The sequence below is a fragment of the Neisseria sp. HMSC078H04 genome (genome assembly GCF_001838135.1).
In the GTDB taxonomy this organism is placed as follows: Bacteria; Pseudomonadota; Gammaproteobacteria; order Burkholderiales; family Neisseriaceae; genus Neisseria.
Genome location: NZ_KV835851.1, coordinates 35458 through 54555, shown reverse-complemented (window position 1 = coordinate 54555; position 19098 = coordinate 35458). Strand labels below are relative to the sequence as shown.

15 protein-coding genes are annotated in these 19098 nt (G+C 51.5%); 4 read left to right on the top strand and 11 right to left on the bottom strand.

Annotation, left to right across the window (positions count from 1 at the left end; genetic code table 11):
- Nucleotides 1–81: 81 nt before the first annotated feature.
- Together rsmG and HMPREF2560_RS08545 are read left to right on the top strand one after the other, a co-directional pair.
- Complete coding sequence (gene rsmG, locus HMPREF2560_RS08550) at nucleotides 82–711, top strand: 16S rRNA (guanine(527)-N(7))-methyltransferase RsmG (protein ID WP_070735012.1); 630 nt, start codon at nucleotides 82–84, stop codon at nucleotides 709–711.
- Nucleotides 712–778: 67 nt separating this feature from the next.
- Nucleotides 779–1549, top strand: a complete 771-nt coding sequence (locus HMPREF2560_RS08545) for a ParA family protein (protein ID WP_070735010.1) — start codon at nucleotides 779–781, stop codon at nucleotides 1547–1549.
- A 649-nt stretch (nucleotides 1550–2198) separates the two neighbouring features.
- Here HMPREF2560_RS08545 and HMPREF2560_RS08540 read toward each other — a convergent pair.
- The 8 genes from HMPREF2560_RS08540 to HMPREF2560_RS08505 all read right to left on the bottom strand — a co-directional run bounded on the left by HMPREF2560_RS08540 (nucleotide 2199) and on the right by HMPREF2560_RS08505 (nucleotide 11838).
- Nucleotides 2199–2879 carry a hypothetical protein gene (locus tag HMPREF2560_RS08540; protein ID WP_070735008.1) on the bottom strand — a complete coding sequence of 227 codons (681 nt, stop codon included), beginning with the start codon at nucleotides 2877–2879 and terminating at the stop codon, nucleotides 2199–2201.
- Nucleotides 2876–3721, bottom strand: coding sequence for a GTPase domain-containing protein (locus HMPREF2560_RS08535; RefSeq protein WP_070735006.1), 846 nt, complete (start codon nucleotides 3719–3721; stop codon nucleotides 2876–2878). The genes HMPREF2560_RS08540 and HMPREF2560_RS08535 overlap by 4 nt, the downstream gene beginning before the upstream one ends.
- 233 nt (nucleotides 3722–3954) lie before the next feature.
- Complete coding sequence (locus HMPREF2560_RS08530) at nucleotides 3955–6906, bottom strand: DUF3418 domain-containing protein (protein ID WP_070735004.1); 2952 nt, start codon at nucleotides 6904–6906, stop codon at nucleotides 3955–3957.
- 65 nt (nucleotides 6907–6971) lie between these two features.
- The gene (gene lpt3, locus HMPREF2560_RS08525; RefSeq protein WP_141755477.1) at nucleotides 6972–8549 is read right to left on the bottom strand and encodes a lipooligosaccharide phosphoethanolamine transferase; all 1578 of its coding nucleotides are present in this window, start codon (nucleotides 8547–8549) and stop codon (nucleotides 6972–6974) included.
- Between the two features lie 138 nt (nucleotides 8550–8687).
- Nucleotides 8688–10076, bottom strand: a complete 1389-nt coding sequence (gene hrpA, locus HMPREF2560_RS08520) for an ATP-dependent RNA helicase HrpA (protein WP_083313427.1) — start codon at nucleotides 10074–10076, stop codon at nucleotides 8688–8690.
- 108 nt (nucleotides 10077–10184) lie between these two features.
- The gene (gene rsfS / locus HMPREF2560_RS08515; RefSeq protein WP_070735002.1) at nucleotides 10185–10571 is read right to left on the bottom strand and encodes a ribosome silencing factor; all 387 of its coding nucleotides are present in this window, start codon (nucleotides 10569–10571) and stop codon (nucleotides 10185–10187) included.
- 58 nt (nucleotides 10572–10629) lie between these two features.
- Entirely contained in the window at nucleotides 10630–11235 is a 606-nt protein-coding gene (nadD, locus tag HMPREF2560_RS08510) for a nicotinate-nucleotide adenylyltransferase (protein WP_003684732.1), read from the bottom strand.
- 18 nt (nucleotides 11236–11253) lie between these two features.
- Nucleotides 11254–11838 carry a beta-class carbonic anhydrase gene (locus HMPREF2560_RS08505; RefSeq protein ID WP_049336840.1) on the bottom strand — a complete coding sequence of 195 codons (585 nt, stop codon included), beginning with the start codon at nucleotides 11836–11838 and terminating at the stop codon, nucleotides 11254–11256.
- A 120-nt stretch (nucleotides 11839–11958) separates the two neighbouring features.
- Between HMPREF2560_RS08505 and HMPREF2560_RS08500 the strand changes: the two genes are divergently transcribed.
- Complete coding sequence (locus tag HMPREF2560_RS08500) at nucleotides 11959–12837, top strand: NUDIX hydrolase (RefSeq protein ID WP_070829731.1); 879 nt, start codon at nucleotides 11959–11961, stop codon at nucleotides 12835–12837.
- 27 nt (nucleotides 12838–12864) lie between these two features.
- Nucleotides 12865–13806, top strand: a complete 942-nt coding sequence (locus HMPREF2560_RS08495; RefSeq protein ID WP_070608409.1) for an ABC transporter ATP-binding protein — start codon at nucleotides 12865–12867, stop codon at nucleotides 13804–13806.
- Nucleotides 13807–13881: 75 nt separating this feature from the next.
- Here the strand turns inward: HMPREF2560_RS08495 and HMPREF2560_RS08490 are convergent, their stop codons facing one another.
- From HMPREF2560_RS08490 to HMPREF2560_RS08480, 3 genes are all read right to left on the bottom strand, one after another.
- Nucleotides 13882–16713 (bottom strand): valine--tRNA ligase, encoded by a 2832-nt coding sequence (locus HMPREF2560_RS08490; protein WP_070608406.1) that lies wholly within the window; start codon nucleotides 16711–16713, stop codon nucleotides 13882–13884.
- Between the two features lie 96 nt (nucleotides 16714–16809).
- Nucleotides 16810–17619 carry a zinc transporter ZupT gene (gene zupT / locus HMPREF2560_RS08485; RefSeq protein ID WP_002220178.1) on the bottom strand — a complete coding sequence of 270 codons (810 nt, stop codon included), beginning with the start codon at nucleotides 17617–17619 and terminating at the stop codon, nucleotides 16810–16812.
- Nucleotides 17620–17799: 180 nt separating this feature from the next.
- Nucleotides 17800–19056, bottom strand: coding sequence for a D-amino acid dehydrogenase (locus HMPREF2560_RS08480; protein ID WP_070608404.1), 1257 nt, complete (start codon nucleotides 19054–19056; stop codon nucleotides 17800–17802).
- Nucleotides 19057–19098: the final 42 nt, after the last annotated feature.

Genomic DNA, 19098 nt, shown 5'->3' with positions numbered 1-19098 from the left:
TCAACAGGTACAAACATTTTCAGACGGCATGCTTTCCGTTACCATTACATCCAACGCGTTTTAACCAATAAGGAATAACAAATGAATCAGGCGCAACAGCTCCGCGACGGCATACAGACACTAGGTTTGGACATCGACGAAGCCAAACAGGCCAAACTGCTAGACTATGCCGCCCTGCTGCAAAAGTGGAACAAAACCTACAACCTGACCGCCCTGCGCGATCCCGCCCAAACCGTCAGCCATCATTTGCTCGACAGCCTGACCCTCCTGCCCTATATCGAACACGCCCAAACCATGCTCGACGTCGGCTCCGGCGGCGGACAGCCCGGCATACCCACCGCCATCTGCCGCCCCGACCTCGACATCACCCTCCTCGATGCCAACACCAAAAAAACCGCCTTTCTGCAACAAGCCGTCATCGAACTCGGCCTTAAAAACGTCTGCGTCATCAGCGGCCGCGTAGAAGCCGCTGCCGACTGCCGTGCCGACGTCATCACCAGCCGCGCCTTTGCCGAACTCGCCGACTTCGTCAACTGGACCGAACACCTCCTCAAAGACGGCGGCTACTGGGCTGCCATGAAAGGCGTATATCCGCAAGAAGAAATCGACAAACTGCCCGAAAGCGTCGCCGTCGAAAAAGTCGAAGCATTGCACGTCCCCCAACTCAATGCCGAACGCCATATCGTCATCATCCGCAAAAAGGCCGTCTGAAAACAACCCAAGCATACCGAATAACGGTACAATCCAGCCATCCACACTTAACACGACAGCAAAGCACATGAGCGCACAAATCCTCGCCGTCGCCAACCAAAAAGGCGGAGTCGGCAAAACCACCACCACCGTCAACCTAGCCGCCTCCCTAGCCTCCAAAGGCCGCCGCGTCCTCGTCGTCGACCTCGACCCCCAAGGCAACGCCACCACAGGCAGCGGCATCAACAAAGCCACCATCGAAAACGGCGTTTACCAAGTTGTCCTCGGCGAAACCGACATCCCCAACGCCGTCGTCCGCAGCAAAGAAGGCGGCTACGACGTATTGGGCGCCAACCGCACACTGGCCGGCGCAGAAGTCGAACTCGTCCAAGAAATCGCACGCGAAATCCGCCTCAAAAACGCCCTGCAGCTCGTTGCCGACGACTACGACTACGTCCTCATCGACTGCCCCCCGTCCCTGACCCTGCTCACCCTCAACGGCCTGGTCGCCGCCAACGGCGTCATCGTCCCCATGCTTTGCGAATACTACGCCCTCGAAGGCATTTCCGACCTCGTGGCCACCGTCCGCAAAATCCGCCAAGCCATCAACCCTGACCTAGACGTAACCGGCATCGTCCGCACCATGTACGACAGTCGCAGCCGCCTCGTCGTCGAAGTCAGCGAACAGCTCAAACAACACTTCGGCAACCTGCTCTTCGACACCGTCATCCCCCGCAACATCCGCCTAGCCGAAGCCCCCAGCCACGGCCTCCCCGCCCTCGTCTACGATGCCCACGCCAAAGGCACCCAGGCTTATCTAGACTTGGCCGATGAACTGATTGCACGGTTGGAAAAATAAACAGAAATATGAATATAAAAAGGCCGTCTGAAAGTTGAAAAGTGCTTTCAGACGGCCTTTGGTTTGATTGGAAAGAATATTTTTTCAAAAGACCGCGTGCGTGCGTACCGCGCACACCCTACATACGGGTTTTGTGGGATTGCAGGTAGGGTGTGTGCCCAAAGGCACGCACGCGGTTGGATACAGGCTACGGCTTGCTAGACAGGCTACGCTGGCTACACATAAATTTCAAATTCTTTGTGATTCATAGGTAGGGTGTGTGCCCGAAGGCACGCACGCGGTTTGATGTAGGCTACAGCTTGCTTGCCCTGCTGAAAATACAGCAGTCCGCGTTCGGTGATATGGGGCGGGAACAGGTGGAGCGGGTGGATACGGGGCATGGTTTGCTTCCAAGAAGTGGTTGAAACATGGGGAGTTTACTGGTTCGGGCGACGTTTGGGGAGAGGGTAGTGGGAATTCTTGTTTGGCGAAGTGGTAAAAGGTCGTCTGAAAATGGGTTTCAGACGACCTTTGGGGGGGAAGAACAGAGGTTTACAAGACAAACATGTGTACTACACAGCTTGAACACGAATTCCAAATTTTGTGTGTCTTGTAGGTAGAATTCGTGTAGGAAGGCAAGAACGCGGCTGGCTACGGTCTGCTAACTTACTTACAAAATATTTAATTTGATAAATTTAAAATATAGATAAATGGTTATTATTGCAGTTATTGTTAGATAACACCCAAAAACAAAAAACATCATTATTCTTCTAGTTTTCATATTTGCTTCATATTCAGAAGAATAGGTTTCTGCTTGGTAAATCATTATTGAAATATACTCCTCCAAGCTAAATTTCATTTTTTCCTCATTACTATATAATTGATATTGGTAAGTAGTGTTATGAATGCTTTCTTGTTCTTCTTGTTGAATCTTAATATTTATCCTATACAATTCTTGTATCAAATGAAATATTTCTTCAGAATAGTAATCAAATTGTCGTTGCATTCTTAGTCTCTGATTTTGTGTACAATATCCAGACCATATAAAAATTAAACTAGAGGGCTTTTCTTCTATCTGTTTTTCACTATAAAAAATATCTGGATACTTGTCAAAAGAAAAAATTACATTCACTGGATCATCATTAGATTTTTTAGAAAAAAACAATGAATTCATTTTAAGGCTTTTATTAAATAGCCCTGCTATATATGCCGAATACAAAGCCACTCCTTTTGTCCTATTGGCATATACTGCTAACGTATCTCTTCCTTTATAAGGCACGATTATTGCAAAAGAAGGGGGTAAATTTTGTAAGTCAATGGGTTGCATTCTTTCGAAAGGAGGTATTTTCATTTTACACCTTTACAAATTTTATTAAGGATAGCTGCAGAAGAATTTTTATCATCGTAATCATTTTTATTAGTATACTCTATATATTCAGACTTATCTCCAAAATACTTTTTCCAATCCTCGTGAAGATTTTTATAATTCTTTTGCAAAGTCTCTTTACTTGTTTCAGCTGATTTATTCCAAAGGTCTTTTTTGTTCACAATAAATAGACTGGGAATGCTTTTTTTATTATCATAATTTCCATCTACGTTGTCTTTAATTTTTTTGATAAAATTTTTAACATCATTTTGTCGGCTCCAAACAATTTTTTTGGAAACATGAGATTCAGAGTGATCTACCATCAGGACAATAAAATTAGCTAGCTTCAATACTTGATAAGCATGATATATTTGCTCTCCGCTCATATCAATTAAACATAGGGCTTGATTCTCGTGTATTTTTATTCTTCCTTCAATATTCTGAGTTCTACTTTTAGCAAATCGCTCATGAAAAAAAGAATTGATTAGGGTAGTTTTCCCAACATTAGACAACCCAATAATAATAATTTTAGGTGTTAAATGAAGATTTTTAATTTCGTCTATATTTAAAATTTCTCCTTCTTTTATTTTTTTTATTTCTGAAAAAGGCTGTTTAATGATAATTAAAATAATTAATATGACTAAAGGAAGTGAAAGAGCTATTATCCATAAATGAAGGTTTTTAATACCTAAAATAGTGGGGGTTGTTATGCCGAGAGTGGCAAAAAAGCTTATTATTCCACATGGTATAAGTATTATTTTATAATATTTCTTTATTAAAAGAATAAGTATTTTTATATGCAAATTAAGTTTGTTAAATTTTTTCATAACTATCTTTGTAATTCAAATAAATTAACCATATTAGTTTATGTGCTGAATTGTAATATTATTCCAAATATCATGCAGTTACTTATTAAAGTATGCACTAATTTCTAAAAATTGTTGTTAAATAATAAAAATTTTATTTCTAAATTAATTCATCATAAAAATTTTAAAAATTTATGTATATTATCATAATTTTATAGTTAAGGTGATTTCACCGCTATTATGCTGTTTCCAATCTACCTCAAAATTCCCCACTCCTTCAACAACCGCTTCATCGATACTGGATACGGTGTCTTCAACTCCTGCGCAAACAGCGACACTCTCAATTCTTCAATCATCCATTTAAACGCGGCGAGGTCGTCTGAAACGGGTTGTCCTTGTTTCACTAAGCTGTCGGTTTTTTCCTGCCACATTTGTTCCAGCTCTTGAATATCGGCTTCGCGGGCTGCGTCACGGGCGGGGTTGCCGCTGTATTTTTCGAGGCGCAGGGTCATGGCTTTGAGGTAGATGGGCAGGCGTGGCCATTGTGCCCACGGGGTGTGGGTGGCGAAGCCGGCGGCGAGCAGGGTTTGCAGGCGTAGTCTTAGAAGGTGGGTGAGCGGGTGTTTGCCGAGTTTGCCGTTGAGTTCGGCGTAGGCGGCGGCGGTTTCCTGTAGGTAGCGGCTGAGGGCTTCTTTGACGGCGGGCAGGCGGCTGCGGGCGCGTTTGATTTGCTCTTTGAAGGCTTTTTCGTTGCGCGGCAGCTCGTCTTCGCCGATAAAGGCGCGGTCGCAGACGGCTTGGGTGAGGTCGTCGCGCAGGGTGTCGGCGTTGATGTGTTTGAGTAGCATGGCGGCTTGGGTGAAGCCTTGGATGCCTTTGTTCAGGTCTTTAACTTGTTCTTTTAGTTGTAGTTTCATGAGTTCGATCACGCCTAATCTATGGGTTTGTTCGGCGGCGGCGGACGTGTCGAACAGGCGCAGGGCGATGCGGCCGTCTTTTTCTTTTTGCAGGCCAAGGTAGCCGGTAAGCTGTTGTTTGCCGCGTGCGAATTTGATGGATTCGGGCAGGGTGCCGATATCCCATGTGGTAACGTTGTCGCGCTCAAATTCTTGGGTGTTGTCGCGGAAGGTGACGGCGGCAGCTTGGCCGAGCTGTTGTTGCAATTCGTGCAGTTTGCGGCCGCCGGCAAGCTCTTGTCCTCCGTCGTCGATAATGCGCAGATTCAAATAGCAATGTTCGGGCAATTCTTGCGCCGCCCATGCGTCTTGGTCGATTTGCTCGAGAATCCGCATATCGCCGGCACTTTTGGCGATAAAGTGCGCCAACTGGGGAATGATGGACGCTTGGCGGTCGGGATTGCTTTCGAGGAATTTGGTGATGAAATCGGGGACGGGCACGCAAATGCGGCGGATTTGCTTCGGCAGGGCTTTAATCAGCAACTGGATTTTTTCGCGTAACATACCGGGCACCAGCCATTCGAGCGACGGCGCGTGCAGGCGGTTGAGGACGGTCAGCGGCACGGTCATGGTCACGCCGTCGAGCGGATGGTGCGGCTCGAAGCGGTAGGAAAGTTTGAACTTGCCGTCTGCGGTTTGCCAGAATTTGGGGAACTGCTCTTCGGTAATGTGCGCGGCGGCGTGTTGCATCAGATCGTCGCGGCTTAGGAACAGCAGGCGCGGATTGTCGCGTTCGGCGGTTTTGAGCCAGGCTTCAAAGGTGCGAATATCGGCAAGGGGTAAAGGTTTCAGACGGCCTTTTTGAGATGCTGGCTGCTTTTTGGGTTTTGGGTCGTCTGAAACATTTTGTCGGGTATGTGAACTCGGTTCACGCTCGCGGTTGTCCGCATCATTGGAATCCGTATGCATGGCTTGTGCCACACGTCCTGCGTTGCGCTGGTTTGCTTGTCCGTTTTGATCGACTGTCTTGTCCGACTGGGTTTGTCCGCCCTCTTCACTTCCCCAAATGCCGCCTTTTGCATCTTTCCACACCAGCTCGGGCAGGCGTTCGTTATAAAACGCGAACAGGGCTTCGTCGTCGACCAATACGTCTTGCTTGCGCGATTTGTGTTCGAGTTCGGTAATTTCTTTAATCAGCTTTTTATTGTGGGTAAAAAAGGCCGTCTGAAGATTGCTTTCCTGCGCCACCAATGCGCCGCGGATAAAGATTTCACGCGCTTCTTCGGGCGCAACTTTGCCGTAAGACACGGGGCGGCGCGGCAATACGGTCAGGCCGTAAAGCGTCACGCGTTCGCTGGCGACGACTTCGCCGCGTTTTTGTTCCCAGTGCGGCTCGAAATAATGATAGCGGACGAGGTGCGGCGCTTCCTGCTCTATCCATTCGGGCTGAATAACGGCGACGTCGCGCGCGTAAAGGCGCGTGGTTTCAACCAATTCTGCCGCCATCACCCATTTGGGCTTGGCTTTGAACAGGGCTGAAGCGGGGAAAAGGTGGAAGCGGCTGCCGCGCGCGCCGGTATAGTCGTTGCCGTCGGGCGATTTCATGCCGACGTTGGCGATAAGGCCGGTCAGTAAGGCGCGGTGGATTTGTTCGTAGCCGGCTTCTTTGGCGGCGCGGATTTGGGCGCGGTGTTGTTTCTTATCCAGTTGTTTTTGTTTGAGTTTAGCTGCCAAATCTTGGTCGCCTTGGCTTTCAGACGGCCTTAATTGTTCTTGGGAAGGAGGTTGCCTAAATGCGGCTTCTTTGGTGGTCAAACCCATTTCAATCGCGGTTTGGGCAAGCTGGTGGTGCAGCTCACGCCATTCGCGCATACGCAGGTGTGACAGGAAATATTGTCGACACCACTGCACCAGCTGCTTGTTGGATAAACCTTTGTCGCGCTCGCGCTGGAAGCTGTCCCAAATATTCAGATAGGCAAGGAAATCGGATTGCTTGTCGGTAAAGCGTTCATGCGCCTTGGCTGCGGCATCGCGCGCTTCCAGCGGCCGCTCGCGCGGGTCTTGAATCGACAGTGCAGACGCGATCACCAATATTTCCGCCATACAGTCGTGTTTCTTCGCCGCCAGCAAAATGCGCGCGATTTTCGGGTCGATAGGCAGACGCGCCATTTGTTCACCGAGCTTGGTCAGGCGGTAGCGCGTGTTGGCACCGATATGGCCCGAACTGTTTTGCAGGCCGTCTGAAACATTGGCTGGGTTGGATCGGGCATCCATGCCTGATCCGCGTACTTGGTTTTTCATATTTTGCATAGTCTTGTCGGTCGGGCATCTTCCCCGACATCATCTTAATTTGTCTTTATTGGTTTTCACGCCGCTTATTGCGGATAAACATATTCCGCCTTACCGTCGCGAATGTTCAAGCTGCCTGCATCGCCTGTAATCAGGTTGCCCGTTACCGAGCCTTCGCTACAACCTGAGACCGGCATATCGTAGCCCAGCGTGTGAATCAGGAACGTTGAAAGTTGCTGGTGGAAGGCAATCTCGCAAGGCGCAAAAGCCTGGTTGGCAGCCTGTTGCACGGCCTTATCCGGGCTATATAACACCAGCGGCACAAGATAGCTGTCAGGCTGCACCGTGCCTTGATTGTAGGTATCTTGGCGCACATACTGGCCATGATCGGAGGTATAGGCAAACAGCCAGTTGCCGTCAGGCTGCTTTTGCAGCTGCTCGAATACGGTTTGAATCATTTGGTCGGTTTTGTGGATGGTGTTGTCGTACTTATCCACAATATTGGCTTCGCCGAATACTTTATCTTGAGGCTGCAACAATGCGCCGTATGGGACGTGCGAACCGCGTTGGTGCAACACGATAAAATGCTTGCCCTGCTGCAAATTGATTTTGCTAAACAGCGGCAGTAGCTTCTCATCGGGCATATTGTCGCCGTTGCCATAGCCAAGTTGCGTCGGCTGAATCAGATGGTCTATCCACTTTTTACCGATTAGGTTCAAAATCGCCATTTCGTTTTCCGCCTGCGCGCTGTAAAAATACGTTTCATAGCCCTGTTCTTTGGCAAGGCGGAACATATTGGTGTCGCCGCTGCTGATTTGCTCATAGCCGTTGGCATGCGGTATCGCATTGAAAAAGCTGGGCAGGGACACAGCCGTCATCAAAGCGGCGGAATAGCTTTGTTTCACAATCGGCTTAAAGTCGGCTTGCGAAAGCTGGGTCAAAAACGGCGAAGTTTCGCGTCCGTAACCAAACAGTTTCAAATGCATCGCGCTTTCACTTTCGCCCATAATCAGGACAATATTTTGAACACTGCCCTGCCCGATTTTGCTTGGCGCTGGCTGTTTGAACACAGGAATCTTGCTTAAATCAAATAACTGATACGGCAACACGCGCCCGACAAAATAGCCGAAGCTGAAATAATTGGCTTTGATACGGCTATATGTCGGTTTGGGCGAAATACCGTGTTCCTGCGTCGTACTGAATGAACGTCCAAAAATCAGCAACATCGCCGCAATAAACAAAATATCGGCGGCAAAATGCGTCTTACGGCGGAACTTGGCAAGGCTGCAAAACAGCACGACTTCCAATACACCCCACACCACAGGCAGCCACAACTTATCCAACATCGACGCGCCCGCGCTGCCGACTTCAGTAATCTCTTTCAGCATCAGCCAATAATTAATGCCCGTCATCCAACTTTGATAAACCGCGTAATGCACATTGTTGGCAATAATGCTGAGCGCGAAAAACACCGCAATCAACAAACGCGTCACCTTATAACGCGCAAACAGATACAGCGCAGCAATCACAAATGTCAGCGCAAACGTTTCCGCAATTTTCGCAGTCGGTAAGGTTTCAATTCCGAATACAAAGCGATAGGCAATTTCGCTGGCAGTCAGTAAAGACGAATACAAAACAAGCGTGAGGAAAGATTTTTTCATCATTAATATTTCACAATAAAAAATTTACCGATTGGGTTTTAAAACCCAATATTCCCTTTTTAATAGTTTTTAGTTTCTCAATGATTTAGGCCGTCTGAAAATGAAACATGGCCTGCCATTTGATTAAGAAAGATTTTATTTTCAGACGGCCTCCACCGCACCCAACTCCAGCAACACTTGAAAACCGTCATTGATATACCGCGAATCGGGCATTTCTAAAAATGGGAATGCCGCCACATCGCCCAAGTTCAGCGATGCCATGCGCAAGATGACGGCGGCGAGGTTGCTGCGGACGATTTCGGGATCGGTAAATTCAGGGCGGCTGTTGAAATCTTCTTCTGAAAACAGTCGGATACATACGCCTGCGGAAACGCGGCCGCAGCGGCCGGAGCGTTGGCGGGCGGCGGCTTGGGAGATTTTCTCTACATGAAGCTGTTCCACTTTCGCCCGTGCGGAATAGCGTTTGACGCGTGCAAGGCCGGTGTCGATGACGTATTTGATTCCCGGTACGGTGAGCGAAGTTTCGGCGACGTTGGTTGCTAACACGATGCGGCGTTTCGCGCCTGAAGGGTGGAAGATTTTGTGCTGCTCGGCGTGTGACAGGCGTGCGAACAGGGGCAGGATTTCGTCGTTGCGGCGCAGCGTGGATTTGCGCAGGGCTTCGGCGGCTTCGCGGATTTCGCGCTCGCCCGGCAGGAACACCAAGATATCGCCGTAGCGCGCCAATTCGTCGGCTGCATCGACAATCGCGTCGGTCAGCTCGACTTCTGCATCGTCTTCGTCTTTGCTGGTCAGCGGGCGGTAGAGGATTTCGACGGGGTAGGTGCGCCCGCTCACTTCCAGCACGGGCGCGCCGTTGAAGTGTTGGGAGAAGCGTTCTGCGTCTATCGTTGCCGAGGTGATGATGACTTTCAAATCGGGGCGGCGTGGCAGCAGTTGTTTCAAATAGCCCAAGAGGAAGTCGATGTTCAGGCTGCGTTCGTGCGCTTCGTCGATGATAATCGTGTCGTAGGCGGCGAGATAACGGTCGGTCTGGGTTTCTGCCAGCAGGATGCCGTCGGTCATCAGCTTGACGCAGGCATCGCGCGAAGTATGGTCGGTAAAGCGCACTTTATAGCCGACCGCGCTGCCGATTTCGGATTTCAGCTCTTCGGCAATCCGCTCTGCTACGGAGCGCGCGGCCAAACGGCGCGGCTGGGTATGCCCGATCAATCCTGCCGCCCCACGCCCGAGTTCCAAGCAAATCTTGGGCAACTGCGTGGTTTTGCCCGAACCGGTTTCGCCGCAAATAATCGTTACCTGATTCTCGGCAATGGCTTTTTTGATTTCGTCGAGTTTTTCGTGAACGGGCAGCGTGTTGTCGAATTCGGGCTTGGGCAGTTTGGACAGGCGTTGCAGATAGAGGTCGTGCGATTTTTTGTATTTTTCCTCGACCTTGGCCAAGCCGCCGTATTTATTGGGGTTTTTAAAGGCAGATCGCAGAAAATGGCGGTCTTTGGAGAGGGTTTGGGCGAAATCGGGTTGCGGCATGATGGTGCAATAAATTAAATAATGTGAAAAGAATGGAATTATAGCAAAAGGCCGTCTGAAACTTGCTTGCTTTCAAGTTTCAGACGGCCTTTGTATGGATAAACCGTTTTAGTCGGCGGCGTGCCAAGGTTTTTGCATACCGGCGTGGAAACTCGGTTTTTCTCCGCCCCACAAGGTGTCGATGTCGTAGAAGTCGCGCACGGCAGGGAGCATGACGTGGACAACGAGGTCGCCTGCGTCGACAAGCGTCCATTCGCCGCTGTCACCTTCGGTGCTGAGGATTTCAAAACCGGCTTCTTTCAAATCGACGGCAACGTTGTTGGCCAATGCTTTGACTTGGCGTGTGCTGTCGCCGCTGGCAATAATCATGCGGGCGAACAGGGAGGTTTTGTCTTGGGTTTCCAAAATAGAGATGTCTTTGGCTTTAATGTCTTCGAGGGCGTTTACGGCCACTTCGACCATTTTTTGCAGGTCTTGCAATTCTTGTTCGTTCATTATTTTCCTAGTTGAAATGTTTTCAGACGGCATTATAGCTTATCTGCCTGAATAAACGCTATTTTTCATAGAGTTTGTGTTGGCGGATGTATTGGGCAACGGGTTGCGGCAGGCCGTCTGAATGGTGGGTTTTGGCGAGATCGGCGCGGATTTGGGTGGAGCTGGTATTGTGCAGCGGCGCGTTGAGGATGCGGACGCTGCCGTTTTGCAGGGCTTCGCCGAGCCATGCGTGCAATTCGCGCGGGGTTTTGTTGAGGTTGTCGCCCTGTCGCATGGCAATGGCGATATGGGTCTGGCGCACGAGGGTTTGCCATTTTTTCCATGTGTGCAGCTGCATCAGGCTGTCGCTGCCCATCAGCCACCACAGTTGCGCGCCGGGAAACTGCTGGCGGAAGATTTGGACGGTGTCAAACGTATAAGTCGCGCCGTCGCGAACGATGTCGCAGTCGCTGGCGGCGAATTTCGGCTCGTCGGCGATGGCGAGTTCAACCATATTGAGGCGCTCTTGTGCCGGCGTGCGCGTGCTGTCTTTGTGGTACGGGTCGCCTGCCGGCAGGAAGACGACGAGATCCAAACCGATTTCGTCGGCGAAGGCGCGGGCGATGTGGAGGTGGCCGTTGTGGATGGGGTCAAACGTGCCGCCGAATAATCCGATGTTTTTCATTTCGTGGTGGTGTCTGCGTTAGATGTTTTGGCCGTCTGAAGCAGGCAGGCTGCCGTCAACAATCAGGTTGAGCTTGCCAGTGGTCGGGTGGATGACCAGGCCGTGGATGGCGATATTGTCGGGCATCAGCGGATGTTTGCGAATCAGCTCGACGGTATGGCGCACACTGTCTTCGACATCGTCAAAACCGGTCAGCCAGCCGTCCAAATCGATACCGGCATTGCGCAGGGTTTCGATACGGTCGTCGGGGATATTGCTGTCGTGTACGCGTTGGAGGAACTCTTCGGCGTGCAATCCGCGCATACCGCAGTCGTGGTGGGCAATGACCATGATTTCTTTGACTTTGAGTTCAAATACGGCCACCAACAAACTGCGCATCACAGAACCCCAAGGGTGGGTCACCAGCGCACCGGCGTTTTTGATGAGCTTGGCATCGCCGTTTTTCAAGCCCAACGCATTGGGCAGCAGCTCAATAATGCGTGCGTCCATGCAGGAAAGGATGGCCAGCTCACGGCCGGGGTATTTGTTGGTAAAGTATTTTTCGTATTCGCCCGTTTCGACGAAATGTTGGTTATAGGCGAGGATTTCGCTCAATTCGCTCATGATGTGCTCGTTTCGGATGGTTTACTCTATTATAGCGGTTTTCGAGTAGTGCGGTTGTTTTGCAAATTCGCCGTAAACGGCTAAAATCGACGTATCTTTAGTTCTTTTGGAGGATGCGCCATGTCTCAGTCTTTCCGTCTTGAACAGGTATTCGCGTCTGATGTCCACGACGCATTGTGGGATTGGGCGCAAACCAGCTATGGCGCATCCGACGATTGGTGCATTCTGTATCTCAACGGCCTGCCTTTAGGCCGTCTGAACCCGTTATGGCGCGAACGCCTCGGGCAAGATTGGACAGGCAGGCAGTCGACCCTTTCAGACGGCCTGAATTTGGAAACCGACAACTGGGCTCAGATGGGTGACAGTTTACAAACTCTGGCGCAACAATGGCGCGATTGCGGTTGGCTCAAAGGTTGGCGCGGTGAAAAGTTCGACATCTGCGACCAGTCGGGCAAGCCTTTATGCGCACTCGAACGCGCCGCCTTCCGTCCGTTCGGCCTGATGAGTCAGGCAGTGCATTTGAACGGATTGGTCGAAACAGAAGACAGTCTGCGCTTTTGGATAGGCCGCCGCAGTCCGCACAAAGCCGTTGATCCGAACAAACTCGACAACCTGACCGGCGGCGGCATCAGCAGCGGCGAGAGGCCGTCTGAAGCTGTCTGTCGCGAAGGTGAAGAAGAAGCTGGCATTCCCGCTTCGTTAACCCCCCATATCCGACCGACTGCCCAGATATATAGTTTGCGCCCCGTTAACCGCGGTGTCCACAACGAAATTCTGTATATCTTCGATATCGTCCTGCCCGAAGACTTCCAACCCGCCAACCAAGACGGCGAAGTCGCCGGTTTTGAACTGATGGACATCCCCACCCTGCTCGATGCCATGTTGGGCGGGCACATGATGCACGATGCCCAGTTGGTCACGATCGAAGCCTGCCGGCGATACGGCCTGATCGACCCCAAACATCCGCTGTCCGCATGGCTCGACAGCATCCGTTGCTGACCCCATTTTTAAAGACCGTCTGAAACCATGTTGCAACTCAAAAACATCAACAAACGCTTCGGCAGCAAAACCGTTGCCCAAGACATCAACCTAACTGTCGAAGCAGGCGAAATCCTTGCCGTACTCGGCCGCTCCGGCTGCGGCAAATCCACCCTGCTCAAAACCATCGTCGGCCTGGTGCGTCCCGACAGCGGCGAAGTCTGGCTCAACGGCGACAACATCACCGACATGCCGTCTGAAAAGCGCAATATCTCGCTGATGTTTCAAGACTACGCCCTTTTGCCGCATTTAACCGCCCTCGACAACGTCGGCTTCGGCCTCAAAATGCGCCGCCTGCCCAAAGCCGAAATCGAAGAACAATCCATGCAGGCATTGCGCGACATCGGTTTGGAACACGAAGCGCAACGCAAACCCGAAAGCCTCTCCGGCGGCGAACAGCAACGCCTTGCCCTCGCACGCGCCCTCATCACGCGCCCGTCGCTGTTGCTCTTGGACGAAGCCTTCTCCAGCCTCGACACCCACCTGCGCCACCACCTGCGCACCCTGACCGCCGAACGCATCCGCAGTCAAAACATCCCCGCCATCCTCGTGACCCACTCCGCCGAAGAAGCCTGCACCATGGCCGACACCATCGCCATCATGCACGAAGGCCGCATTCTCCAACACGGCACGCCGGAAACCCTTATCCGCCGCCCCGTCAACGCCCAAGCCGCCCTGCTGCTCGGTTTGGCCAACACCGGCGACACACGCTACATCCCCCAACACGCCATCCGATTCGACCCGAACGGCACGGCCGTCCGCATCAGCGAAGCCGTCCCCCTCGCCGAAGGCACACGCCTCACCCTCGCCCATCCGCAATACGGCGATTTGATTTGGTATCCCCACGCCGACCACGATACAGACAAACCGCAAACCGGACAGGAAATCCGCATCAGCGTGGATGAAAGTCAGATTGTTTGGTTTGATTGAATTTGATGGATTAAGAAAAAGAAAAAGGCCGTCTGAAAAAACATTCTTCAGACGGCCTTGTCTATTCAATCAAAATCAGTCTTTCAACTTCGCCAACTGATTTTGAACTTTCGCCATTTTGTCTTCCAATTCCGCCAAATCGGCTTTGTCTTTTTCCACCAAATGCGCCGGAGCTTTTTCGGTGTAGCCGGGTTTGGAGAGTTTGGCATTGAGTTTGTCCAAGGCTTTTTGCAGCTTCTCGGCTTCTTTGCTCAAACGGGCGGTTTCGGCGGCTTTGTCGATTTCGACTTTCAGCATCAGGCGCGCGCCGTTGCAGACGGCGACAGGTGCGTCTTCCGCTTCGGGCAGGCTATCCACCAGCTTGGCTTCGGTCAGTCGGGTCAGCGACGGCAAGTATTTGAGCAGGCCTTCGAGTTCTGCGCTGCCTTCGACGAAGAGCGGTGCTTTGACGTTTGGCGCGATACCCATTTCGCCGCGCAGTTTGCGTACTTCTTCCACCAAGTCTTTCAATGCGGCCATTTTGTCGAAGGCCGTCTGAACGATTTTTTCTTTATCGGCTTGCGGATAGGCGGCCAACATGATGCTGTCGGCGGTTTTGGCATTGGCCAGAGGCGCAACCACCTGCCACAGCTCTTCGGTAATGAAAGGCATGATTGGGTGCAGCAGGCGCAGGATGGTTTCGAGTACGCGCACGAGGGTGCGGCGTGTGGTGCGCTGGGTTGTCGGGCAGCCGGTTTGGATTTGCACTTTTGCCAGCTCGATGTACCAGTCGCAATATTCGTTCCACACAAATTCGTACAGCGTTTGCGCGGCAAGGTCGAAGCGGTAGGTTTCAAAGGCTTCGGCAACGGCGGCTTCGGCCTGTTGCAGTTTGCCGATAATCCATTGGTCGGCAAAGGTAAACGCCAACGGCTGCATTTCGTCTTGACCGCAGTCTTTATCTTCGGTGTTCATCAACACGAAGTTGGTGGCGTTCCACAATTTATTGCAGAAATTGCGGTAGCCTTCGGCGCGTTTGAAGTCGAAGTTGACGCTGCGGCCGAGGCTGGCGTAGCTCGCCATGGTGAAGCGCAATGCGTCCGCGCCCATGCTCGGAATGCCTTCAGGGAAGAGTTTTTTGGTTGCTTCTTCCACTTTCGGCGCGGTTTCGGGTTTGCGCAGGCCGGTGGTACGTTTTACCAGCAGTTTTTCCAAATCGATGCCGTCGATCAAATCCACAGGGTCGATGACGTTGCCTTCGGATTTGGACATTTTTTTGCCTTCGTGGTCGCGCACGATGCCGTGGATATACACGTCTTTAAACGGTACTTTGCCGGTGAAGTGGGTGGTCATCATAATCATGCGCGCCACCCAGAAGAAGATGATTTCGTAGCCGGTAACCAAGACGTTGGACGGCAGGAAGGCTTTGAGTTCGTCGGTTTCAGACGGCCAGCCGAGTGTGGAGAACGGCACGAGCGCTGAGGAGAACCATGTGTCCAATACGTCTTCTTCGCGGGTCAAGCCTGTTTTGCCGGCTTGTTTTTCGGCTTCTTCCTGATTGCGGGCAACGTAAACATTGCCTTCGTTGTCATACCATGCAGGGATTTGATGGCCCCACCACAGTTGGCGCGAAATACACCAGTCTTGGATGTTGTTCATCCATTGGTTGTAGGTGTTGACCCAGTTTTCGGGAATGAAGCGCACTGCGCCGCTGTCGACGGCTTTTTTGGCTTTGTCGGCAAGGCTCAAGCCTTTGAATTCGCTGTCAGGCTCGCCGCCGTTTGGCGTGGCGGACATGGCGACAAACCATTGGCTGGTCAGCATCGGCTCAATCACGGAACCTGTGCGGTCGCCTTTCGGTGTCATCAGCGTGTGCGGTTTAATTTCGACCAAGAAGCCTTGTTCCTGCAAATCGGCAACCATTTGTTTGCGCGCGGCAAAGCGGTCCAAGCTCGCATATTTTTCAGGCAGGGCAAAGCCTGGTTGCGCTTCGCCTTTGAAGTTGAACACTTCAGCGTTTGCCAGCACTTTGGCTTCCAAGTCGAACACATTAATCAGGCGCGTGTCGTGGCGTTTGCCGACTTCGTAGTCGTTGAAGTCGTGCGCAGGCGTAATTTTCACGCAACCGGTACCGAAGTCTTTTTCAACGTATTCGTCGGCAATCACTGGAATGGTGCGGCCGGTCAGCGGCAGGATTAATTCCTTACCGATCAAATGGGTGTAACGTTCGTCTTCTGGATTGACGGCAACGGCCACGTCGCCCAGCAACGTTTCAGGACGGGTGGTCGCGACGATAACGGCTTCGGCGGGATTATCGGCCAGCGGATAGCGGATGTGCCACATAGAGCCTTGTTCTTCCACGCTTTCCACTTCCAAATCAGACACTGCCGTACCCAAAACCGGATCCCAGTTCACCAAGCGTTTGCCGCGGTAAATCAAGCCCTGTTCAAACAGGCGCACAAACACTTCGGTAACAGTTTCGGCACGCACGTCGTCCATCGTGAAATACTCACGCGTCCAGTCGGCAGAACAGCCTACGCGGCGCATTTGCTGGGTAATCGTGCCGCCGGACACTTCTTTCCATTCCCACACTTTTTCCAAGAATTTTTCGCGGCCCAAGTCATGACGGGACACGTTTTGCGAGGCAAGCTGACGCTCGACCACAATTTGTGTGGCGATGCCCGCGTGGTCGGTGCCGGGAATCCAGGCGGTGTTGCAGCCTTTCATGCGGTAGTAGCGGGTCAGGCCGTCCATGATGGTTTGGTTGAAGGCATGACCCATGTGCAGCGTGCCGGTTACATTGGGCGGCGGCAGTTGGATGGAGAAAGACGGTTTCGTCAAATCCATATCAGGCTGGAAATAGCCCTGCTCTTCCCAGTTTTGATAATGTTTGGATTCGATTTCGGCTGGATTGTATTTGTCTAACATGATGGAACTTTGTGAAATTAAGGTTATTTTTGATGTGCGGATTATAACGCAAAAAGGCCGTCTGAATCATTTCAGACGGCCTTTGGCATACGGGTTTTAAAAACGGAACAATACCAGGCTGACGGCAATCACCGCCATACCCGTTGTCAGGCCGTAAACGGTTTCATGGCCGTCTGAATAGCGTTTGGCGGCTGGCAACAGCTCGTCCAACGCCAAAAACACCATCACGCCGGCTATCACGCCGAACACCGAACCGAACACGGCAGGCGACAAAAACGGCTGCAAAACCAAATAGCCCAAAGCCGCCCCCAAAGGCTCGGCCAAGCCGGATAGCAGGCACGCCCATACCGTCTTCTTACGGCTTCGGGTGGCAAAATAAACCGGCGCGGCGATGGAAATGCCCTCCGGAATATTATGGATGGCAATCGCCAAGGCCAAAGGCATCCCGACCGCCGGATTTTCCAAGGTGGCAAAAAACGTCGCCAAGCCTTCGGGGAAATTGTGCGCAGTAATCGCAAACGCCGCCATCATGCCGACTCGCGCGATATGGCGGCGTTTACTTTCTTGAAACGACGGGTCTTGCGCGTCTAAAGTTTCATGCGGGTTCGGCACCAGGCGGTCAATCAGCGCAATGCCGCCCATTCCGGCCAAAAATGCCATCGTTGCCGCCGCAAACGCGTGGTCTTTATCATAAATTTCAGCGAACGCCTCGCTGGATTTACTGAAAATCTCCGTCAGGGAAACATACACCATCGCACCGCCGGCAAATGCCAAACCAAACGACAACACGCGCGGATTGGGCGTTTTGGAAAACATCACCAAGCCGCTGCCTAATACGGTAAACAAACCGGCAGCCAACGTGATGGAAAAGGCAACGGCCAAATTGGACATCGAAAAATCGGGCATAAGAAAACCTGCGCTAAAAGCTGGGACAGGTTCAGACTAACACTTTTTAATGCGCATGATAATAGTTATTATTTATTTTATTGATTGGATACATGGATTTTGAAACAAAAGGCCGTCTGAAAAATGATTTTCAGACGGCCTTTACATTTAAAATGCCGCTAAACCTTAGCGCTTTCCAGCTTAAGCCTGATAGCGCGACAGGCTCAAATCGTCGCTTCGGATTTCGGTGTCTTTGCCGCTCACGATATCGGCAGTTAATTTTGCCGAACCCAGCGACATGGTCCAGCCCAAAGTACCGTGGCCGGTATTTAGGAATAGGTTTTCAAAGCGGGTGCGCCCGATTAGCGGCGTGCTGTCGGGTGTCATCGGTCTGAGGCCGCTCCAGAACAATGCTTGTTTCAAATCGCCGCCTTCGGGGAACAAGTCGTTGACGACTAAAGCCAAGGTTTCGCGGCGTTTTTCGGGCAGTTTGATTTCATAGCCCGACAATTCCGCCATGCCGCCGACACGGATTCTGTTGTCAAAGCGCGTGATGGCGACTTTGTAGCTTTCATCGAGAACGGTGGAAACCGGTGCGCCGTCTGAGTTTGTGACCGGCAGGGTCAAGGAATAGCCTTTGACGGGATAAATCGGCAGATTGAGATCCAACTGCGCCAACACAGTCCTGCTAAAGCAGCCGAGCGCGCAGACAACGGCATCTGCTTCAAACCGCCCTGTTTCGGTTTCAACGGCTTTGATGCGCAGCCCGTTGTGGTCGATGCGGCTGATGGTTTGGTTGAAGTGGAACTGTACGCCCTTTTCTTGACACAATTTGTATAGGTTTTCAGTGAAGAGATGGCAGTCGCCGGTTGCGTCTGCGGGTAGGTGCAGGCCACCGGCAATTTTGGCGGTAACGCGTGCCAGCGCAGGCTCAAATTCTGCGCATTCTTTAGGTTTCAGGCGGCGGTACGGCACGCCGTAGCGTTCCAAAACGGCAATGTCTTGTTCTGCCGCTTCGACTTCCTTAGCCTGACGGAAAATCTGCAATGTCCCTTTTTTGCGTCCCTCGAAATTCATGCCGGTTTGAGCTTCAAAACGGAGGAACATTTCACGGCTGTATTCAGAAATCCTGACCATGCGCTCTTTATTGATTTGATAGCGCGCTGCCGTGCAGTTTTGCAGCATTTGCCACAGCCATTCAATTTGATACAGGCTGCCGTCAGGGCGAAACAGCAAAGGCGGATGGCTTTTAAACAGCCATTTCAGTGCTTTGGTCGGGATACCGGGTGCAGCCCAAGGCGTGGTATAGCCGTAAGAAAGCTGGCCTGCATTGGCAAAACTGGTTTCCATCGCCACGCCCTCGGCGCGGTCGATGACCGTTACTTCATGCCCTGCCTCTGCCAGATACCACGCGGAAGATACGCCAGCAACACCTGCACCTAAAACAAGCACTTTCATTCTTCTCCTCCTCTGACTTTTTTCAAAACAAACTTAATATAC